The following is a 16,504-nucleotide window of genomic DNA, read 5'->3' as shown; positions in this document are numbered from 1 at the left end:
GAGGAACCGCTGTGAGCCATATAAAGGTTTTTATTGTTGAGGACGACTCGGACTGGATCAAAGCTTTAACTTCTTACTTGAATCGCGAGTCGGATTTGCTAGTCGTCGGTACGGCGGCAAATTCAGTTGAAGCTTTAAGCATGGCTCAAACCATCCCATTCGATGTTGTTCTCATGGATATCCAGCTGGAGGGCAGCAGGCTTGACGGTATACATACGGCCATGATGATGCAGGAGTATTCCTCTGCCAAAATCATAATGTTAACGTCATTAAATGACGAGCAAACCATGACACGCGCATTTACAGCGGGTGCGGTTCAATTTTTGGAGAAAACGCGCTTTCAAGAACTGCCGCATGCGATACGCAGTGCCTATCACCATCCCGCACCGATGGAAGCGCTGCTTAAGGAGCTGGCAAGATTGAAACGCGAAGAGCAGCTAAAGGAGCTGACCGGCGCTGAACGCGAGGTGTTTGAGCTTATAGAGTCAGGTTATACGCAGTCTCAAATTGAGCAAAAGCTGTTTAAGGCCGAAAGCACCTTGAAAAACCAAGTCAACAAGATGCTGAAGAAATTTGGCGTCCGCAGCAGCAAAGAAGCCGTGGAAAAGGTCAGGCGAAGAGGGCTTTTTCAGCGGGATGAACAGGAGAAATAAGAGTAATGCACATTTTATAGTTCTGGAGGTACTACGAATCGTAGTACCTCTTTTTTTATCGTCCTATGAAAGTTGGAACTGCCAGGCATGCGGTTAAGGGATTAAAATAGGTGGTGAGAGGACGCGATGGGATGTATAAAGCCGAACCAAACTTAGATTCGCCAATCATTCTTCTAATCGATGGAAAATGTTTGCTGTGCAGCGAAATTACGCAGTTTGTCGTCAAAAGAGATAAGTCTCGGCGATTTCGGTTCGCGGCGCTCCAGTCAAAGGCAGGGCAAAAGCTGTTAAGGGCCGGAAATTTGCCGACAGACGATATCGACACCTTTGTCATGATACGAGATGGACGATATGATACAAAATCAAATGCTGCATTACGCGTCCTGCGCGAACTTGGCGGCTGGTGGCGGGTATTATCTTTATTCATTGCCGTACCGCGGCCCTTGCGCGATCGCATCTATGATTATATTGCCCGGAATCGCTATGGATGGTTTGGAATGACTGATGTTTGTAAAATACCGCCTAAGCTGCTAACGGATCGTTTTCTGGAAAATGGCGTGCATGCCGAGCCAAAGGAGAACATTGTAAATGAAAAATAAACCGATTTATGTAGAACTCGAGATCGGATGCACCATGGATGAGCTATGGGAGCATACGCAGGATCCTCGGCTGCATGAACAGTGGGATCTGCGTTTCTCGGAGATTCAGTATCTGCCAAGAAAGAACGAATCTGATATGCAATCATTTCACTATGAAACGAGAATAGGCTTTGGTTTGAAAATTGCAGGTACCGGCGAGTCGAGCATTTCTTCCGCACCAGGTAGCGGAACACGCATGTCCACGCTAGCCTTCGCTTCCGAGCAGCGGTTTTCGTTGATACGGAAAGGCGGCGGATACTGGAAATACAAGGAAAGCGGAGATCGGCTGACTTTTATGACGTTATTTGACTATCAAATCCGTTTCGGGTTTGCTGGCCAATTTCTGGATCGTTATCTATTCCGGCCTTTGTTCGGCTATGCCACGGCTTGGAGCTTTGATCGTTTGCGGATTTGGCTGGAGGAGCGCATCCCGCCATCTGTCATAGCGGAAAGGGCATTGATTCATTATTTAAGCGTCATTCTGATCATGCTGCTGTGGTTGTATGAAGGCCTCGTACCGAAATTGCTTTTTCCCGAAGCAGGGGAGCTGTACCTGATGAGAAAGTTAAGCTGGTTTGAAGGAAGTGAGCTGCGACTCATACAGCTCATCGGCATTCTCGAAATGGGGCTAGGCGGGATTACCGTTGTATGGCATAGAAAAAAAGGAATCTATATCGTTCAGGCCATGCTCCTGTTTTTGCTGACTGCTCCGATCGTTTTGTTTGCTCCCGAGCTGCTGGCAGCACCTTTTAATCCGATCACGCTTGCGCTGCCAATGTTTGGCTTATGCCTTGCAGCCTATTGGAGCAGCAGGTATCTGCCGCAAGCTGGCCGATGCAAACGCAAACGTAGCCCATCACGTCGAAAAGAGGGGATTTAAGCATGCGATCCATTTATGAGCAAGCGCTTGGCGCAGAATTCCTTAAGCTCCATCCGCGTATCCAGCAGCGATTTGGCTTTAAAAGTCAAGATCAAACTGCATCGATCGGCCATGGCGTTATGCAGCGAATTTGGTATAACAAGCTGGTCACGCTGCCGCTTTTTATCGGGACATTCCGTCATATCATGTTTCCGAAGGGCGGAAACGACATTCCGTTCTCCATTGAAAATTTTGCTTACATTGATAAATACGGGAGAGAAACCGTAACGTGGATTCGAAAATTCAAGTTTCCGAGAGCGGTTAAACATTTCGACGCTACGATGGTTTTCAGCGGTGAGCGGGATCTTATCGTTGACTATTTGGGCAATAAACAGCATTTAGCGGTAGACTTAGATATTGCGGTTTCACCTAACGGAGGGATCAGGATCCGCTCGGGCGAACAGCGTTTTTATGAGGGACGGCTTCAGTTTCGATTCCCACGGCTGTTTACCGGCGAAGCAGAGGTTCATGAGTGGTATGATGACGAAAATGAATGCTTTCGAATTACGGTTGATGTGCGCAATCCAGTTTTTGGACGGATATTCCGATACGTAGGCTCCTTTCAAGCAGCGTTTATTAAGACCGAACCTGAGGCAATACCAGTAGGGATCCGGCCGCTACGTGACGAAAAAAGGGAATAACCGGCCGCTGCCGTTTATTCCTTTTTGTCACTTGCCTGCTATACGTTGTATAATAGCGGTAGACAGGATTGGGAGATTCACGCTGGCAAGGCTCACGAAGCGGAGTCCGTAGGAAATGGAGTACATGACGAATGAAAAAGTTTAAAAAGTTTTATATAGAGACAACCAGCATATGTAATCTTTCGTGCAGCTTTTGCCCGCCAACACTGCGCGCCAAGGGCTTTATCAAAGTAGAGGATTTCAAAAAAACGCTTGATCAAATCAAGCCCCACACGGATTATATTTACTTTCATGTCAAAGGCGAGCCGATGCTTCATCCCAAGATGGATGAGCTTCTCGATATCAGCCATGAGAAAGGCTTCAAAGTAAATATTACGTCGAACGGAACGCTAATAACGAAAAACAGAGAAAAGCTCTTGAATAAACCTGCGCTGCGTCAAATCAATTTCTCGCTTCACAGCTTTGACGGCCATGCAGGCTCTACGAATAAAGAAGGCTACCTCGCGGAGATTTTGTCCTTCGTAAAAGAGGCGGTAACAAGCAGTAACATCATCATTTCATTTCGGTTATGGAATTTGGACATGGATAATGAAACGAATCAGCAGAAAAACAAAAACCGCGAGCTGTTAGGCATGATAGAGAAGGCCTTTGATCTTGATTATAAAATCGAAGAGAAGTTCATTCCGGGCTCCGGCGTGAAAATCGCGGAACGGATCTATTTAAACCAAGATCCCGAATTCAAATGGCCCGATTTGAAGGAGCCGGAGTATAACGGGAAGGGCTTTTGTCACGCCCTGCGCAACCAAGCCGGGATCTTAATAGACGGCACCGTTATTCCTTGCTGCTTAGACGGGGAAGGCGTAATTAATTTAGGCAATATCCATGATACCCATTTCTCGGAAATCATTGAAAATGAAAGAGCAACACAGCTCTATGACGGATTCTCGAGACGTGAAGCCGTGGAAGAGCTATGCCGGAAATGCGGCTACCGCCAGCGTTTTGGATGATTCGGCTGGCAAGAGTATAGTAGAAAAGGATCGAAGGAGCAGGATATGCCTAAAAATCTGTTGATCGTTGAAGATGATCTGTCCATTGCGGAAATGATGTCCGACCATTTGAATAAGGAAGGCTACCAAATATTTCACGCTATGAATGGAATAGCCGCATTAGAACGGTTCAGCCAAGGGGAAATAGATTTGATCCTGCTCGATTTAATGCTCCCGGAGCTGGACGGGACGGAATTTTTGAAGGCTGTCCGGACACAAAGCTTCGTCCCCGTACTCATCGTGTCGGCAAAGGACAGTGAGCTGGACAAAGCGCTGGGACTTGGCTTCGGCGCGGATGATTATATAACGAAGCCTTTCTCGCTTATTGAGCTTTCCGCACGCGTGAAGGCTTCTTTGCGGCGTGCTACTGTTTATGCCGGTAAAGACGGGCATAGCCAGCAGCCGCATCCTCAGCTTCGCGTGCATGAGCTTTCCCTCGATCCGGAGCTGCATACCGTAAGCATAAACGGCAGCGCTCCACGAGCAAGAACGGACGAGGCTGTTAACGAAGGTGCATGGAAAGGCACTTGAAATGGTAGCAATGCTGAATAAGTTCTTTGATTTAGCGAAGCTGGAATCCGAGGATCAGCTCGTACCGTTTGCAAAAATAAACCTGAACTCGTTTTGCAAAAATATCATATTGTTTTTTTTCGATACAATCACGTCCAAAGGACTCGAGGTTGATATCGTTATTCCCGAGCAAACGATTTATGCGCTTGGTAACGAGGACGCATTGGAGCGAATATGCAGTAACCTGATTTCGAATGCCATCCGGTACGGCAGCGAAGGCCGTGTCATTGGATTCGGGCTCCGCGCCGATGCTGAAAAAGTCGATATCGAGGTATGCGATCGCGGACGCGGAATAAGCGAGCAGGATCAGCTGCATATATTTGAGCGCTTATTCAAGCTGGAGGATTCACGGAACAGGGAGTATCAAGGCAGCGGCCTTGGACTGACCATCACCAAACGGCTGGTTGAAAAGCTTGGCGGGAATATAAAGGTACATAGCATCCCAATTAAGAAAACGATTTTTACGGTCACGTTGAACAAGCTTAATTACTAAGCGCAAAACATAACATAAGAAGATCGTCGTTACGCTCCTTATGAGCCTGCGGCGATTTTTTTTCATACGGAGGACCGTTCGAAAGAAATTCTTAAGTTTTTCGAAACGGGAAAGACAGCTCATTTTGATACACTGGTCCTAGAAACCAAAGAAATGGTGATTTTGGCAGAGCAGGAGGAAGAAAATGAGAATATTGCTGCGAACGAACGAGCTGAGTAAGTCATCTAAAGGGAAAGAGGTCGTCACCGAGGTCAGTATGACGATTAAGAAAGGCGAAATATATGGCTTTCTGGGTCCTAACGGAGCGGGCAAGACGACGATTATGCGTATGCTGACAGGACTTATTCAACCGACTAACGGATCGATTGAGCTGTTTGGGTCGATGATGAACCGGAACGCTAGCGAGCTGATGAAGCGAATGGGGAGCATTATTGAATATCCGATATTTTATGATCATTTGTCTGCTCGCAAAAATTTAGAGCTGCACTGCGAATACATGGGCAGCTATTAAACGATTTCCGTATTGTTCACCTACCCTGTGCCGAGACATCATATTCTAATGGCGAAGCATCTTATTTTGCCTATTCTCGTTTTTGACGGCGCTGCTTTCTAACGGGTTCGTCGCTGCGTTTTTTTTATTCGTTGACGCGCAGAAAGGGTTCATAGCCGAGCCTTTGACAATGCTTATGCTGCGCGATGAAGCCTTTCGAATGTTGATCAACGGCATTTCCATAATGGGTCTGGGAATTATTCCGCTTTATATAGGTGTGATTCGCAAGTCTGTCCCCGCGTTTATGGTGTGTTCCATGTTTTTGGCGTTGATGTTCGGAAGCACGCATGATGAGACCGTCAGTAATTGGTCCTTATCGGCAGCAGTCGCTCTGCTCAGTCTCGGTTTAGGCTTGGTATCCGCCATTGTTTCGATCCGCAGAGCTGTCCGGGAGGACATTATGTAGGAGGCCGAATTGTTGGGCAGACGCTTTTTATGTTATGATTTGTTTCGTGCCGTTCTTTTCTATCAATCTATCATTAAAAAAAGTTAGGAGATTCAAAGACAAATGGACTTTCTTACGATTTTAAAAGCGATTATTTTGGGCATTGTGGAAGGACTGACGGAGTTTGCCCCTGTATCCTCGACGGGACATATGGTTATCGTCGACGATATGTGGCTGCAGTCAGAGCAGTATCTAACGAAATACGTAGCGAACACATTCAAAATCGTTATACAGCTGGGATCAATTTTGGCGGTCATTATTATCTTCCGTAACCGATTCATTGAATTGCTCGGATTGCGGCGCGGCGGCAAGGGGGCCGTTCAGGGGGCAGCAGTACCCGCGAAAAAGCTGAAGCTTACGCATGTGCTGGTAGGTCTCATTCCTGCAGGCGTGTTCGGTTTCTTGTTCGATGATTATATCGATGAATATTTGTTTTCCATTAAAACGGTGCTTGTGGGGCTTGTTATCGGAGCGATTTTTATGATTATCGCGGATCGTTTCCGGCCCAAGACGGTTAGTATCGAGACCGTTGACCAGATCACCTATAAACAAGCTCTAACGGTGGGCTTGATTCAATGCTTGTCGTTATGGCCGGGCTTCTCGCGTTCGGGCTCAACGATTTCAGGCGGGGTATTGCTTGGCATGAGCCACAGGGCAGCCGCGGATTTCACATTCATTATGGCGGTGCCGATCATGGCGGGTGCGAGCTTGTTGTCACTGGCCAAAAACTGGGAATACTTCAATGTTGAATCATTGCCGTTTTTTATTGCAGGCTTCCTAAGTGCTTTCGTATTTGCACTGCTGTCTATACGCTTCTTCCTGAAGCTGATTAATAAAATCAAGCTGGTTCCTTTTGCGATTTACCGCATTGTGCTCGCAGCTGTCATTTATATCGTTTATTTCTAAAAAAATGGCTTGCTCCCTCGAAAAAGGGGAGCAAGCCATTTTTATTTTCCCATAGGGTAGGAGAGCACTCTTTGAGACTCATAGATCCCGATGCGGCCTGAACATAGAAAAGCAATGAGGCAGCCAATGAACAAATAGATCGCCCCCTCGGAGCCAAAGAGCTCAATGCCCATGATGAAGCAGGCAAGCGGAGTCTTAGCGGCTCCGCTGAATACCGAGACAAAACCGATGGCTGCGAGAAAGGGAACGGATAGATGGAGCAATCCGCCAAGCGCGCTGCCAAGCGTTGATCCGATCACGAAGAGCGGCGTCACTTCTCCGCCCTGAAAGCCTGTCCCAAGGGTTAGAGCGGTAAATAATGTTTTGAGCAGGAAAACGGCAGGTGACGCCGCTTCTTGAAACGCATGCTGAATGAGCGGAATTCCGAGGCCTAAATAATCCCGCGTACCGAGAGCATAGACCAGTGCGACAATGAGCAAGCCGCCGATGGCGCTTTTCGCCACTGGATTCGCGAACCATTTGCTAAACAGCTGCTTTAATTTACGCGTGAGCTGAATGAAGAGGAAAGCAGATAAACCGAACAGTACCGATGCGCAAATGACTTTGGTCATGACCAGCCAATCAAACGGGGGGATATCGCCGATTGCATAATGGATATGCTGGATTCCCCAAGCGGTGGTAACCATATGACCTATAAAGCTTGCTATGAAGCAAGGAAGCAGCGCTTCGTAGCTGATAACTCCGATGGCAAGAACCTCTAATCCAAATACCGCACCCGCGAGCGGCGTTCCGAACACGGCGCCAAAGCCGCTGCTGATGCCGCACATCAAAACTATTTTCCGGTCAAGCGGATTAATTTTTATCAGCCTGCCGAACCATTCGGATAAGCTGCCGCCCATTTGTACGGCCGTTCCCTCCCGGCCTGCTGAACCGCCGAATAAATGCGTCGTTAGCGTCCCAAATAAAACTAGCGGTGCCATTCGTAATGGTACCGCGCCATCTCCCGAATGAATTTGCTCGATAATGAGATTATTGCCTTTGCCAGCCTCTTTCCCAAGCTTAAGATAGAGAAAGCTGATGAATGCACCGCCCGCGGGAAGAAGCCATAACAGCCATGGGTGATGAAGCCGTGCTTCCGTAACCCAGTCAAGCGCCGCTAGAAAAAATGCGGATGCCGAGCCTGAGAGGATGCCTATGCTGCCGGCAATAATCAGCCATTTTAAAATATATTGCACTAGATAAAGCGGGTCTAGCTGTCTTGCCTCAACCATACCGTTAAACTCCTTTGACGATTTCCTAACAACTATTATACAGCTCCCTTCCAAGAGGTAAAGAAAATCATGCCAAAGGATTAAAGGTCAACCATCCGCCCTGCACGCCAAGGGAAATCCAAATCAGATGATAAATATTGACAAAGAAATAGAGAACCACTGTGATAAGTATGCAGGGATTTATCCATCTCCGGTTTTTTGTAAAGTAATAAATCAGAATAAGCAGCATCGGAAGCAAGAGCTTCATGGCGTAATAGCTCACGATATTCCATTCATACATGCGCTTAACAATCGGATTCAGCTCGTCGATCAGAAAAAAACGCAGTCCGATGTCGGTAAATGCCGCATCCGTGAAAGATAGCAACAGCAATCCGAAAAGCAGTGTCTTTAAATCCCATTTTACGATAGAAGAGATGGCATTCGTCCTCCGATCTTAAAAAATCATGGTTAAATCGCATATATGATGCATATGTTGCCGATAGTTTATCATTCCACGTGGATAGCTTTCGAATTAAAGATGATCATTTTTATGTAATCTTTGACTCCGCATGCAATCTAGTGATATATTTGAGTGTGCGATAAGTACAGGAGATTTCACAGTCGGCTGCGTGCATGCACGCAGCCGTTTGTGCCTATTATATGGAGGCAAGCTACCCTTGAATAAATATCCGTTTGATTTTGACCCGAAGCAACCTTTTATGGCCCAGGCGAGCGATTGGATCGCCGATGTTTTTTATGAAAAGCTGCCTGAGGCCGGTTTTGAAATAAGAGATGAACAAATTTATATGGCGTTTCAATTGGAGCGCGCCTATGCCGATAAACAGACTATTTTTGCCGAGGCAGGAGTGGGTACAGGAAAAACATTCGTCTATTTGCTGTATGCTATCACTTATGCGAGATATACGAGAAAACCGGCAATTATCGCATGTGCGGATGAATCATTAATTGAACAGCTCGTGAAGCCCGAAGGGGATATCGCCAAGCTTGCGCGTTATTTGGAGTTAACGATCGATGCGCGATTGGGTAAATCCGCGGATCAGTATATTTGCTTGAAGAAACTGGAAGACGCGAGAGCAGGCCAGGATCATGCGGAGCTGTTCGACAGCATTTACCGTGAGCTTCCAAACTTTGTCCACAAGCAGGATTCCATGCAGAGCTTTCATCCGTACGGTAACCGCAAAGATTATCCGAGCTTGAACGATGAGCAGTGGAACGAGCTTGGCTGGGATGTATTCCAGGATTGTTTGGTGTGCGATGTCCGGCATCGCTGCGGTCAAACCCTATCGCGAGACCATTACCGCAAAGCGGCGGATGTGATCATCTGTTCCCATGATTTCTATATGGAGCATATTTGGACGTATGAGGCCAGAAAGCGCGAGGGCCAGCTTCCCTTGCTGCCAGAGTACAGCTCTGTCGTCTTTGACGAGGGCCACTTGCTGGAAACAGCCGCGCAGCAAGCGCTGACTTACAAGCTCAATCATGCCGTATTTGAGGGCATTGTGACTCGTCTGCTTCAAGAGGAAATCCGCGAGTCGTTAGCCGTTGCCGTCGAGGATGCCATCACGCAAAGTGAACATTTGTTTAAAATGATGAATAAACACAGCCAAAAGGTTCCGGCGTCGGACCGTAAAGAGATTATATGGAGCGCTGAGCTTATTCGCGAGATCAACCGGCTGCAGGATACGCTCTCTGTCATTGAAGAGGAGCTCGTATTTGAAAGCGGCTTGTACACGATAGATACGTACCAGCTGAAAATCGTAGAAGAGCATTTGGAAATGATCCAATTTGCGCTTTCGCTTTTCAAAAAAGAGGACAAGCCGATAAGCTGGGTGTCGCAGGATAAGGAAGGAACCTCGCTTGTGATCATGCCCAAATGGGTAAAGGAAGTGCTGAAGGAGCAGGTGTTTTCCCGTAAAATGCCAATCGTATTCTCCTCCGCCACGTTATCGGTGAATGGCTCCTTCGATTACATGATGGAAATTTTGGGAATGGACAGCTCACTATCCTTCTCGGTGCCGTCTCCGTATGATTACGAGCATCAAATGAAGGTTGTCATTCCAAAAACTGATCATTTAATGGGGTTAAATGATAAGGTTGAAGAGACCTATCGCTTCCTGAAGGAAAGCGGCGGCCGGACACTCATATTATTCCCGTCAATGGAACAGCTGGAGCAATTCAAAGCAAATTCGGATTTGCATGCCGCATCGGCAGATTACACGTTCTATTATGAGGGAACAAGCGAAATAAGCCATTTGATTGAACAGTTCCAGCAGGATGAAGCGAGTATTTTATGCGCAGTGACGTTATGGGAGGGCTTAGATATTCCGGGTCCATCCTTATCCCAGGTGATCGTGTGGGAGCTTCCGTTCCCTCCGAACGATCCTTTATTCGCGGCTAGAAGAAAGGACGCGGAAGAACCGTTCGAGCAGGTGGATATGCCTTACATGCTGCTGCGCTTAAGGCAAGGTATCGGCCGTTTAATACGGACGCGCGAGGACAGCGGCAAAATCGTTATTTTTGGCGAAAAGCTGAGTGAACAAACGGTACGCGAGCATATCCTGCAAATCCTTCCAAGCAATGTACGGGTGGAACAGTAGGGAATACCAGCTTAGCAAATAGAGAGAAGAAGGAACATTCCTTCTTCTCAGCTTGTAGAGAAACCCACGTTTTTTCAAAACGACGGGTTTCTCTTTTGTTTTTTATCTTCTCTTTTCGTGAGAAACAGAGGGTTTAAACCTCTCACGCCCTCCGTTCCAAGTGGAGGGCGATCTTCTTCATGTTCTGCACGGCGGCGGTCATCAACGCTTGTTCCATTACGTTGTTTAACCCGCGCAACCGGCAATAGCGAAACCCGTGGAGCTGTTTAGCATCCGCGAAGCTTCGCTCAATCGTTTCTTTTCGTTTTCGGTACAATCTTTTGCCCGACTTGCTTAAGCGGTTTAATCGTACTTGCTCTTTACTGTCCTCCCAGATGTGCCGGGTGACGATCTTACGCTTGTTACGTGAGCGCGTACACTTTTCTAGCATGGGACATGCTGCACAGATCTTCGGATCCGAAGCATAGTGTCGGTATCCGTGTCGGTCTGTCGTTCGGTAAGGCAATTTTTGTTGCTGGGGACAAATATACAAGTTCCGTTCGGCATCATATGTAAATTTCCATTTGGGATATAACCCTTGTGTCGGTTGAAATCTGCGGTGCGCAATAACACCATAAATGTTGCGGTCTTCAAGTCCCTTGCAAATCGGGGTCGTCATATAACCAGAATCAAGTGCGACTGCTTCAACTGCAAAACCAAAACGTTTACGCTGACGATCTAATCGAGAGAGGTACGGCACGGAATCGTGAACATTTCCTGCGGTTACGAAAACATCAGTAATGAGGTTGCACTTCACATCGACGGTACGATGGTCCAGATAAAAGAAGCCTTCCGGCTTGCCTTCCCGAAACATATATCCGCTGTCCGGGTCTGTTGTACTGACCTTCACTTCCTTGTCTTCGTTCACCTCCTCTCGTGGTTTTAGAGCTTTTTTCCTTGCGCTTTACGGTCGGTTTCAATTGCCGAGTTCAGTTCATCCAAATAATCCCTTGTGTTCTGCTGAACCTGCTCTTTTGTATATTTGTTTTTATTCGCATTCGCTTTCACGTGCGTGGAGTCGGATACCAACACACGGCCGCCAATCATACGGTGAGAGATGGCTTGCAGCACGATCTCATCAAAGATGTCCTGGAAGACAGAGGTATCCTTAAAACGCGTACGACGATTCCAACTGATCGTGGTGTGGTCTGGAACGCGATCGGTTAGCCCAAGTCCTAAAAACCAACGATAAGCCAAATTAGTCTGAACTTCACGTTCAAGTTGGCGTTCGGAACGTATGCCATAGAAATAGCCTAGAAAGATCATTTTGAAGAGAACAAGCGGGTCAATAGCTGGACGACCGTTATCCTGCGAATAAAGATGGCGAACCTTCTCATCGATAAAGGTGAAATCGATGTGCTTATCGATCTTGCGAAGCATATGATCAGAGGGCACTAGCTCCTCAATGGAAACCAATTCGTAATTTTGTTGCTTATCTCGATTAGTACGCAGCATCACGACACCATCCGTTCGTTTTAATTACTATAATTATACTGTATTAACGCGGTGTCGTGTTAAATTAATTAAACAAAAAGAAGACTGTCGAGACTTTCTCGACAGCCTGAGAAGAAGGAACATTCCTTCTTCTCTTTTTTTTGTGTTCATCGCTCTAATTGCAAACTACAACGGTACAGCTTATTTAACTTCCCCAAAGCATAATTTTTTCAAATCCTGAAGATTGGTGTTTATATCCAGCCGATTACGGCAAAAATATTGATTATTCGACAAATATCTACACGGAGGAGTTTGACGATGACGAAGGGCATTGAACTGAAAATCCCCGAATGGAATGTTTATTTGGAAGCTGCAATTGTTCTAGTCATACCGCTCATCATTTCATTTATTTTCAAAAGGCTCCGTCAAACAAGGGATGAATAATGGAGATGAATGAACACTTAACGATAAAACTAGCTGCTATACGCGAGCAAATGTCATTTCATTCCGATGTCGTGATACGAGAGTTTATGCTTGGTGATACCGAAATTAAAGCTGCTATTGTGTTCGTGAATGGATTAGCCGATCGAGATTTGATAGATCTTCATGTTTTGCGGGCGTTAATGTCCTTGTCACGGGATTGTGTGCCTGTTACTAAATCTTATTTGATTAACCAGGTATTAACGGTCAGTCAGCTAACGGAAGTAAGTGTTTTAGATGAGTTGATTCCTAAGGTGCTTATGGGCGCAACGGCACTAATTATCGATGGAATGCCGGAAATGATTTTGATCGGGACGGCAAAAAATAAATCGAGGAGCATCGAGGAGCCGATTTCGGAAGCACTGGTAAGGGGACCGCGTGCGGGCTTTAATGAATGCTTATCCGATAACACAGCGCTGCTGCGCAGACATGGCGAAAATGACAGCATGGCCTTTATTAGCATGCAGGTGGGATCGCGCGCGAAAAAAGAGCTGGTCATTGCATATATGATAGATATTGCTAATCCGGAACTCCTTGAAGAGGTGAAGGATCGGGTCAGCAAAATTGAAATCGATAATTTACCGGAATCCGGCTACGTTGAGCAGTTAATTGAAGATGATTTTCTAAGCCCATTTCCGCAAATACAGAGCACCGAGAGGCCGGATCGCGTGATAGGCGCATTGATGGAAGGCAGGGTTGCAATCCTGCTGGACGGTACACCCTTTGCCTTGATAGCGCCTGTCACCTTTAGTATGCTGCTGCAATCTCCCGAAGATTATTATGAACGCTGGCTTGCGGGTTCGCTGCTCCGAATCCTTCGTTTTTTCGCTGCCATGATTGCATTGTTGACGCCTGCTATGTATATTTCGTTCATTTCTTTCCATCCGGGTTTAATTCCTACAAAGCTCGCAATTTCGATTATCGGGGCTAGGGTTGGCGTTCCTTTTTCGTCGCTTGTGGAAGCATTGATCATGGAGATCGCGATAGAAATACTGCGGGAAGCCGGGCTCCGTTTGCCAAAACCGATCGGACCGGCCATGGGCATCGTGGGCGGCTTGATCATCGGCGAAGCAGCTGTGCAAGCAGGAATCGTCAGTCCTATTCTTGTCATTGTCGTTGCGGTAACGGCGATTTCGTCCTTTTCCATTCCGCAATACAGTGCCGGTATCGCGCTTCGCATGCTTCGATTCGGGGCCATGTTTTGCGCGGCAGCTTTCGGGCTTTACGGCGTGGTGTTGTTTATCCTTCTCTTATTAGCGCATGTATGCAAGCTGAAGAGCTTTGGCGTGCCTTATGCTAGTCCGGGAGCGCCTTATCGGGTTGGGGATTGGAAAGACTTTTTTGTTCGCGTACCCATTTTCTTGATGAAAAAAAGACCCGCGATGCTGCATCCTGCAGACGCCAAAAGGAAAAAGAAGTAATTCTCGGGTTAGAGGGAGAGGCCTATGAAAAAAGCGCAGGATCGGATTACTACCGTCCAAACCGCCGTTATCGTAACCAATTTTTTACTCGGATCGGGGATCCTGACCTTGCCCAGAGCTTCCGTAGAAAAGGTTGGAACGCCGGATGTATGGCTATCGGTTTTGTTAGGCGGTTTGATTGCCATTGCCGCTGGTGTCATCATGGCCGTTTTATCGAAATCACATGTAGGATTAACCGTTTTTCAATATTATCAATTGCTGCTGGGAAAATGGATCGGTGGTCTTATCGGTTTAGCTTATATTATTTATTTTTTCATGACTGCCGCATATCAGGTGCGCGCACTGTCAGAAGTAACGGGGCTATTCTTGCTTGAAGGAACGCCGTCTTGGGCTATTGTCATGGTATTTATGTGGGTTAGTCTCTATTTGATGACCGGCGGTATAAATCCAATCGCGCGATTGTTTGAATTGATTTTGCCTGTAACGATCGTCATCTATTTATTGGTGATGTTTATGTCGCTAAAGATTTTTGACTGGGAGAATTTACGTCCTTTTTTGGGAGAAGGAATTTTGCCTGTTTTTAACGGTATTCGATCAACAGCACTTTCGTTCACTGGCGTTGAGATTATTTTGGTTATTACAGCCTTTATGAGCAACCCTAATAAATCGGTGAAAGCCGTTGTGATTGGCACAACTATTCCCATGATTATATATTTGCTCACAGTTGTTGTCGTTATTGGAGGGTTATCAATTGACGGGGTAAGTACGAGAACATGGCCGACGCTTGATCTTATTCGAAGCTTTGAGTTTACAGGCTTGATTTTTGAGAGATTCGAGTCGTTCCTGCTGGTCATCTGGATCATGCAAATTTATTCCACCTTCACGATTACGTATTATGCAGCAGCTTTAGGGATGTCACAGATTTTCAAGGTTAAAATAGTGAAATGTTTGTACGTGCTGCTCACGATCGTATTTATCATTTCCACGCTCCCCAAAGAGTTAAGTGCGCTGTTTGCATTAGGTGATTTTCTTGGTAATTTGGCTTTATATTTGTTTATTCCGATTCCGATCCTGATGTTAATGCTAACTAAATGGAAGAAAAGCAATAAAGGAGCGAAGGATGATGGGATACCGAAGTAGTAGTAAATTTCGCGCAATAGCAATCATTCTTTGCCTAATTGCACTGCTCTTTCAAACGGGCTGCTGGAGCAAGGATGAAATCGAAGATCTAAGTATCATTGTCGGCATGGGCCTAGATATGGCAAATGAAACGCAGCTTGAGGAAAAGCTGGAGAAACGTGGTTCGAATTACCAGAAGAAAGACATCGTTACCTATACGTTGCAAATTGTAGACAAGCAGTCGGAGGCTAGGAGCGGCGATACGAAAAGCGATGCCTCGGCCAAACCTTATCTTAACGTATCGGAAACCGGAGATTCGCTCTTCGAAATGATCAGGCAATTTTCCGCCCGCTTGGAGCGTCCGATTATCGGTCATCATATGAAAGTGATCGTCATCAATGAGTCATTATCTCGTCGTTATGCTATGAATAATCTTCTCAGTTTCATGCTGCGGGATAACGATATTCGTCTCAATTGTCTAGTTGTCATGAGCAGAGGGATTGCAAGAGATGTGTTAGAAGCAAAAGGGAAATCCATAATTCCTGCTTTTCGGCTCTTTGGCATGGAAGACAATCGGTATCGCACGTATAAAATTTTGCCGCCAATGTCTCTCATCAAGCTTGAAGGAAAAATGAATTCCAAATCCAGTTATTTATTGCAAAACGTCATTGCGGTTGACGGTGAAGTGGAATTTTCGGGAGCAGCCGTTATAAAAGGAAAGACACAGAAATTTAGAGGGAGATTAAGCGAGGAAGAATTGTTAGGGGTAACCTGGTTAAAAGGCGATGGGAAAGGAGGCGTCGTAAAAAGCTATGATCCAAAAACCAAACAGGTTATCACGTACGAATTAAAATCAATGAAGAGCAAAATTGTTCCTTACGTCGAAGGCAGTAAAATCAGTTTTCGAGTCAACATCGAAACCGAAGGACGGTTAATTGAAGAATGGCTGCTCACAAATGAACCTATAGATGAAAATTTTTTAAGTAAGGCGGAGCAGTCAGTGGAGAAGGAAATAAAACGGCTGATCAACCTGGGACTTAATAAAATACAGAAAGAGTATAAAACGGATGTAGTTGGTTTCGGCACTAAATTGAGTATAAAGCACCCCAAGGTATGGAAAACGGTAGAAGAGGATTGGGATGAGGAATTTAGCGGAGTTCCCATTACTTATGATGTGAAGGTCTCAATAATGGAAACGGGCTCAAAGCAAGGACACTAGCCTATTATGTAAAGCGGAACAGCTCATTTTTGTGTCAAAAAAACTGCGTGAAATACATATTTC

General features: G+C 46.1%; 17 protein-coding genes and 1 pseudogene. 15 read left to right on the top strand and 3 right to left on the bottom strand.

Going from position 1 to position 16,504, the window contains the following annotated elements; all coding sequences use genetic code 11:
• Positions 1–11 precede the first annotated feature (11 nt).
• The 10 genes and pseudogenes from ACN6MW_RS30955 to ACN6MW_RS30910 all read left to right on the top strand — a co-directional run bounded on the left by ACN6MW_RS30955 (position 12) and on the right by ACN6MW_RS30910 (position 6,861).
• The gene (locus ACN6MW_RS30955; RefSeq protein ID WP_419873554.1) at positions 12–653 is read left to right on the top strand and encodes a response regulator; all 642 of its coding nucleotides are present in this window, start codon (positions 12–14) and stop codon (positions 651–653) included.
• Positions 654–784: 131 nt separating this feature from the next.
• Positions 785–1,252 (top strand): thiol-disulfide oxidoreductase DCC family protein, encoded by a 468-nt coding sequence (locus ACN6MW_RS30950; RefSeq protein ID WP_419873553.1) that lies wholly within the window; start codon positions 785–787, stop codon positions 1,250–1,252.
• Positions 1,242–2,171, top strand: a complete 930-nt coding sequence (locus tag ACN6MW_RS30945) for a DoxX-like family protein (RefSeq protein WP_419873552.1) — start codon at positions 1,242–1,244, stop codon at positions 2,169–2,171. The genes ACN6MW_RS30950 and ACN6MW_RS30945 overlap by 11 nt, the downstream gene beginning before the upstream one ends.
• Before the next feature lie 2 nt (positions 2,172–2,173).
• Positions 2,174–2,851: a DUF4166 domain-containing protein gene (locus ACN6MW_RS30940; protein ID WP_419873551.1), complete on the top strand. Its 678-nt coding sequence runs from the start codon at positions 2,174–2,176 to the stop codon at positions 2,849–2,851.
• 131 nt (positions 2,852–2,982) lie between these two features.
• Positions 2,983–3,858, top strand: a complete 876-nt coding sequence (locus ACN6MW_RS30935) for a radical SAM/SPASM domain-containing protein (RefSeq protein ID WP_419873550.1) — start codon at positions 2,983–2,985, stop codon at positions 3,856–3,858.
• Between the two features lie 45 nt (positions 3,859–3,903).
• A complete protein-coding gene (locus ACN6MW_RS30930) occupies positions 3,904–4,428 on the top strand; it encodes a response regulator (RefSeq protein WP_419873549.1) in 525 nt (174 codons plus the stop codon).
• A gap of 1 nt (position 4,429) precedes the next feature.
• Positions 4,430–4,960, top strand: a complete 531-nt coding sequence (locus ACN6MW_RS30925) for an ATP-binding protein (protein WP_419873548.1) — start codon at positions 4,430–4,432, stop codon at positions 4,958–4,960.
• Between the two features lie 184 nt (positions 4,961–5,144).
• Positions 5,145–5,468, top strand: a pseudogene (locus ACN6MW_RS30920) (ATP-binding cassette domain-containing protein); the annotation flags it as partial.
• Positions 5,469–5,640: 172 nt separating this feature from the next.
• On the top strand, positions 5,641–5,916 hold the full coding sequence (locus ACN6MW_RS30915; protein ID WP_419873547.1) for a hypothetical protein: 276 nt from the start codon (positions 5,641–5,643) through the stop codon (positions 5,914–5,916).
• 102 nt (positions 5,917–6,018) lie between these two features.
• Complete coding sequence (locus ACN6MW_RS30910) at positions 6,019–6,861, top strand: undecaprenyl-diphosphate phosphatase (protein ID WP_419873546.1); 843 nt, start codon at positions 6,019–6,021, stop codon at positions 6,859–6,861.
• Between the two features lie 41 nt (positions 6,862–6,902).
• Here ACN6MW_RS30910 and ACN6MW_RS30905 read toward each other — a convergent pair whose 3' ends face one another.
• Together ACN6MW_RS30905 and ACN6MW_RS30900 are read right to left on the bottom strand one after the other, a co-directional pair.
• Positions 6,903–8,132, bottom strand: coding sequence for a voltage-gated chloride channel family protein (locus ACN6MW_RS30905; protein WP_419873545.1), 1,230 nt, complete (start codon positions 8,130–8,132; stop codon positions 6,903–6,905).
• 67 nt (positions 8,133–8,199) lie between these two features.
• Positions 8,200–8,496, bottom strand: coding sequence for a DUF5658 family protein (locus ACN6MW_RS30900; RefSeq protein ID WP_419873544.1), 297 nt, complete (start codon positions 8,494–8,496; stop codon positions 8,200–8,202).
• Positions 8,497–8,788: 292 nt separating this feature from the next.
• Between ACN6MW_RS30900 and ACN6MW_RS30895 the strand changes: the two genes are divergently transcribed.
• A complete protein-coding gene (locus ACN6MW_RS30895) occupies positions 8,789–10,729 on the top strand; it encodes an ATP-dependent DNA helicase (protein WP_419873543.1) in 1,941 nt (646 codons plus the stop codon).
• 142 nt (positions 10,730–10,871) lie between these two features.
• Here ACN6MW_RS30895 and ACN6MW_RS30890 read toward each other — a convergent pair.
• Positions 10,872–12,223 (bottom strand): IS1182 family transposase gene (locus tag ACN6MW_RS30890; RefSeq protein WP_419871355.1). Its coding sequence is split into 2 segments (ribosomal slippage): positions 10,872–11,656 and positions 11,656–12,223, totalling 1,353 coding nucleotides; the frame shifts between segments, so codons are not numbered across the junction.
• Positions 12,224–12,520: 297 nt separating this feature from the next.
• On the opposite strand from ACN6MW_RS30890, the gene ACN6MW_RS30885 reads away from it, so the two are divergent.
• From ACN6MW_RS30885 to ACN6MW_RS30870, 4 genes are read left to right on the top strand one after another with little or no spacing between them, the layout of a single operon-like run.
• Positions 12,521–12,646: a hypothetical protein gene (locus ACN6MW_RS30885; protein ID WP_419873542.1), complete on the top strand. Its 126-nt coding sequence runs from the start codon at positions 12,521–12,523 to the stop codon at positions 12,644–12,646.
• Positions 12,643–14,103 (top strand): spore germination protein, encoded by a 1,461-nt coding sequence (locus ACN6MW_RS30880; protein ID WP_419876498.1) that lies wholly within the window; start codon positions 12,643–12,645, stop codon positions 14,101–14,103. The genes ACN6MW_RS30885 and ACN6MW_RS30880 overlap by 4 nt, the downstream gene beginning before the upstream one ends.
• Before the next feature lie 24 nt (positions 14,104–14,127).
• Positions 14,128–15,243 (top strand): spore germination protein, encoded by a 1,116-nt coding sequence (locus ACN6MW_RS30875; RefSeq protein ID WP_419873541.1) that lies wholly within the window; start codon positions 14,128–14,130, stop codon positions 15,241–15,243.
• Positions 15,224–16,441: a Ger(x)C family spore germination protein gene (locus tag ACN6MW_RS30870; protein ID WP_419873540.1), complete on the top strand. Its 1,218-nt coding sequence runs from the start codon at positions 15,224–15,226 to the stop codon at positions 16,439–16,441. The genes ACN6MW_RS30875 and ACN6MW_RS30870 overlap by 20 nt, the downstream gene beginning before the upstream one ends.
• Positions 16,442–16,504: the final 63 nt, after the last annotated feature.

The organism is Pristimantibacillus sp. PTI5 (assembly GCF_048572955.1).
Taxonomy (GTDB): domain Bacteria; phylum Bacillota; class Bacilli; order Paenibacillales; family Paenibacillaceae; genus Pristimantibacillus.
Note: the sequence above shows the minus strand (reverse complement) of the source record. Positions and strands in the feature narration are given on the sequence as shown.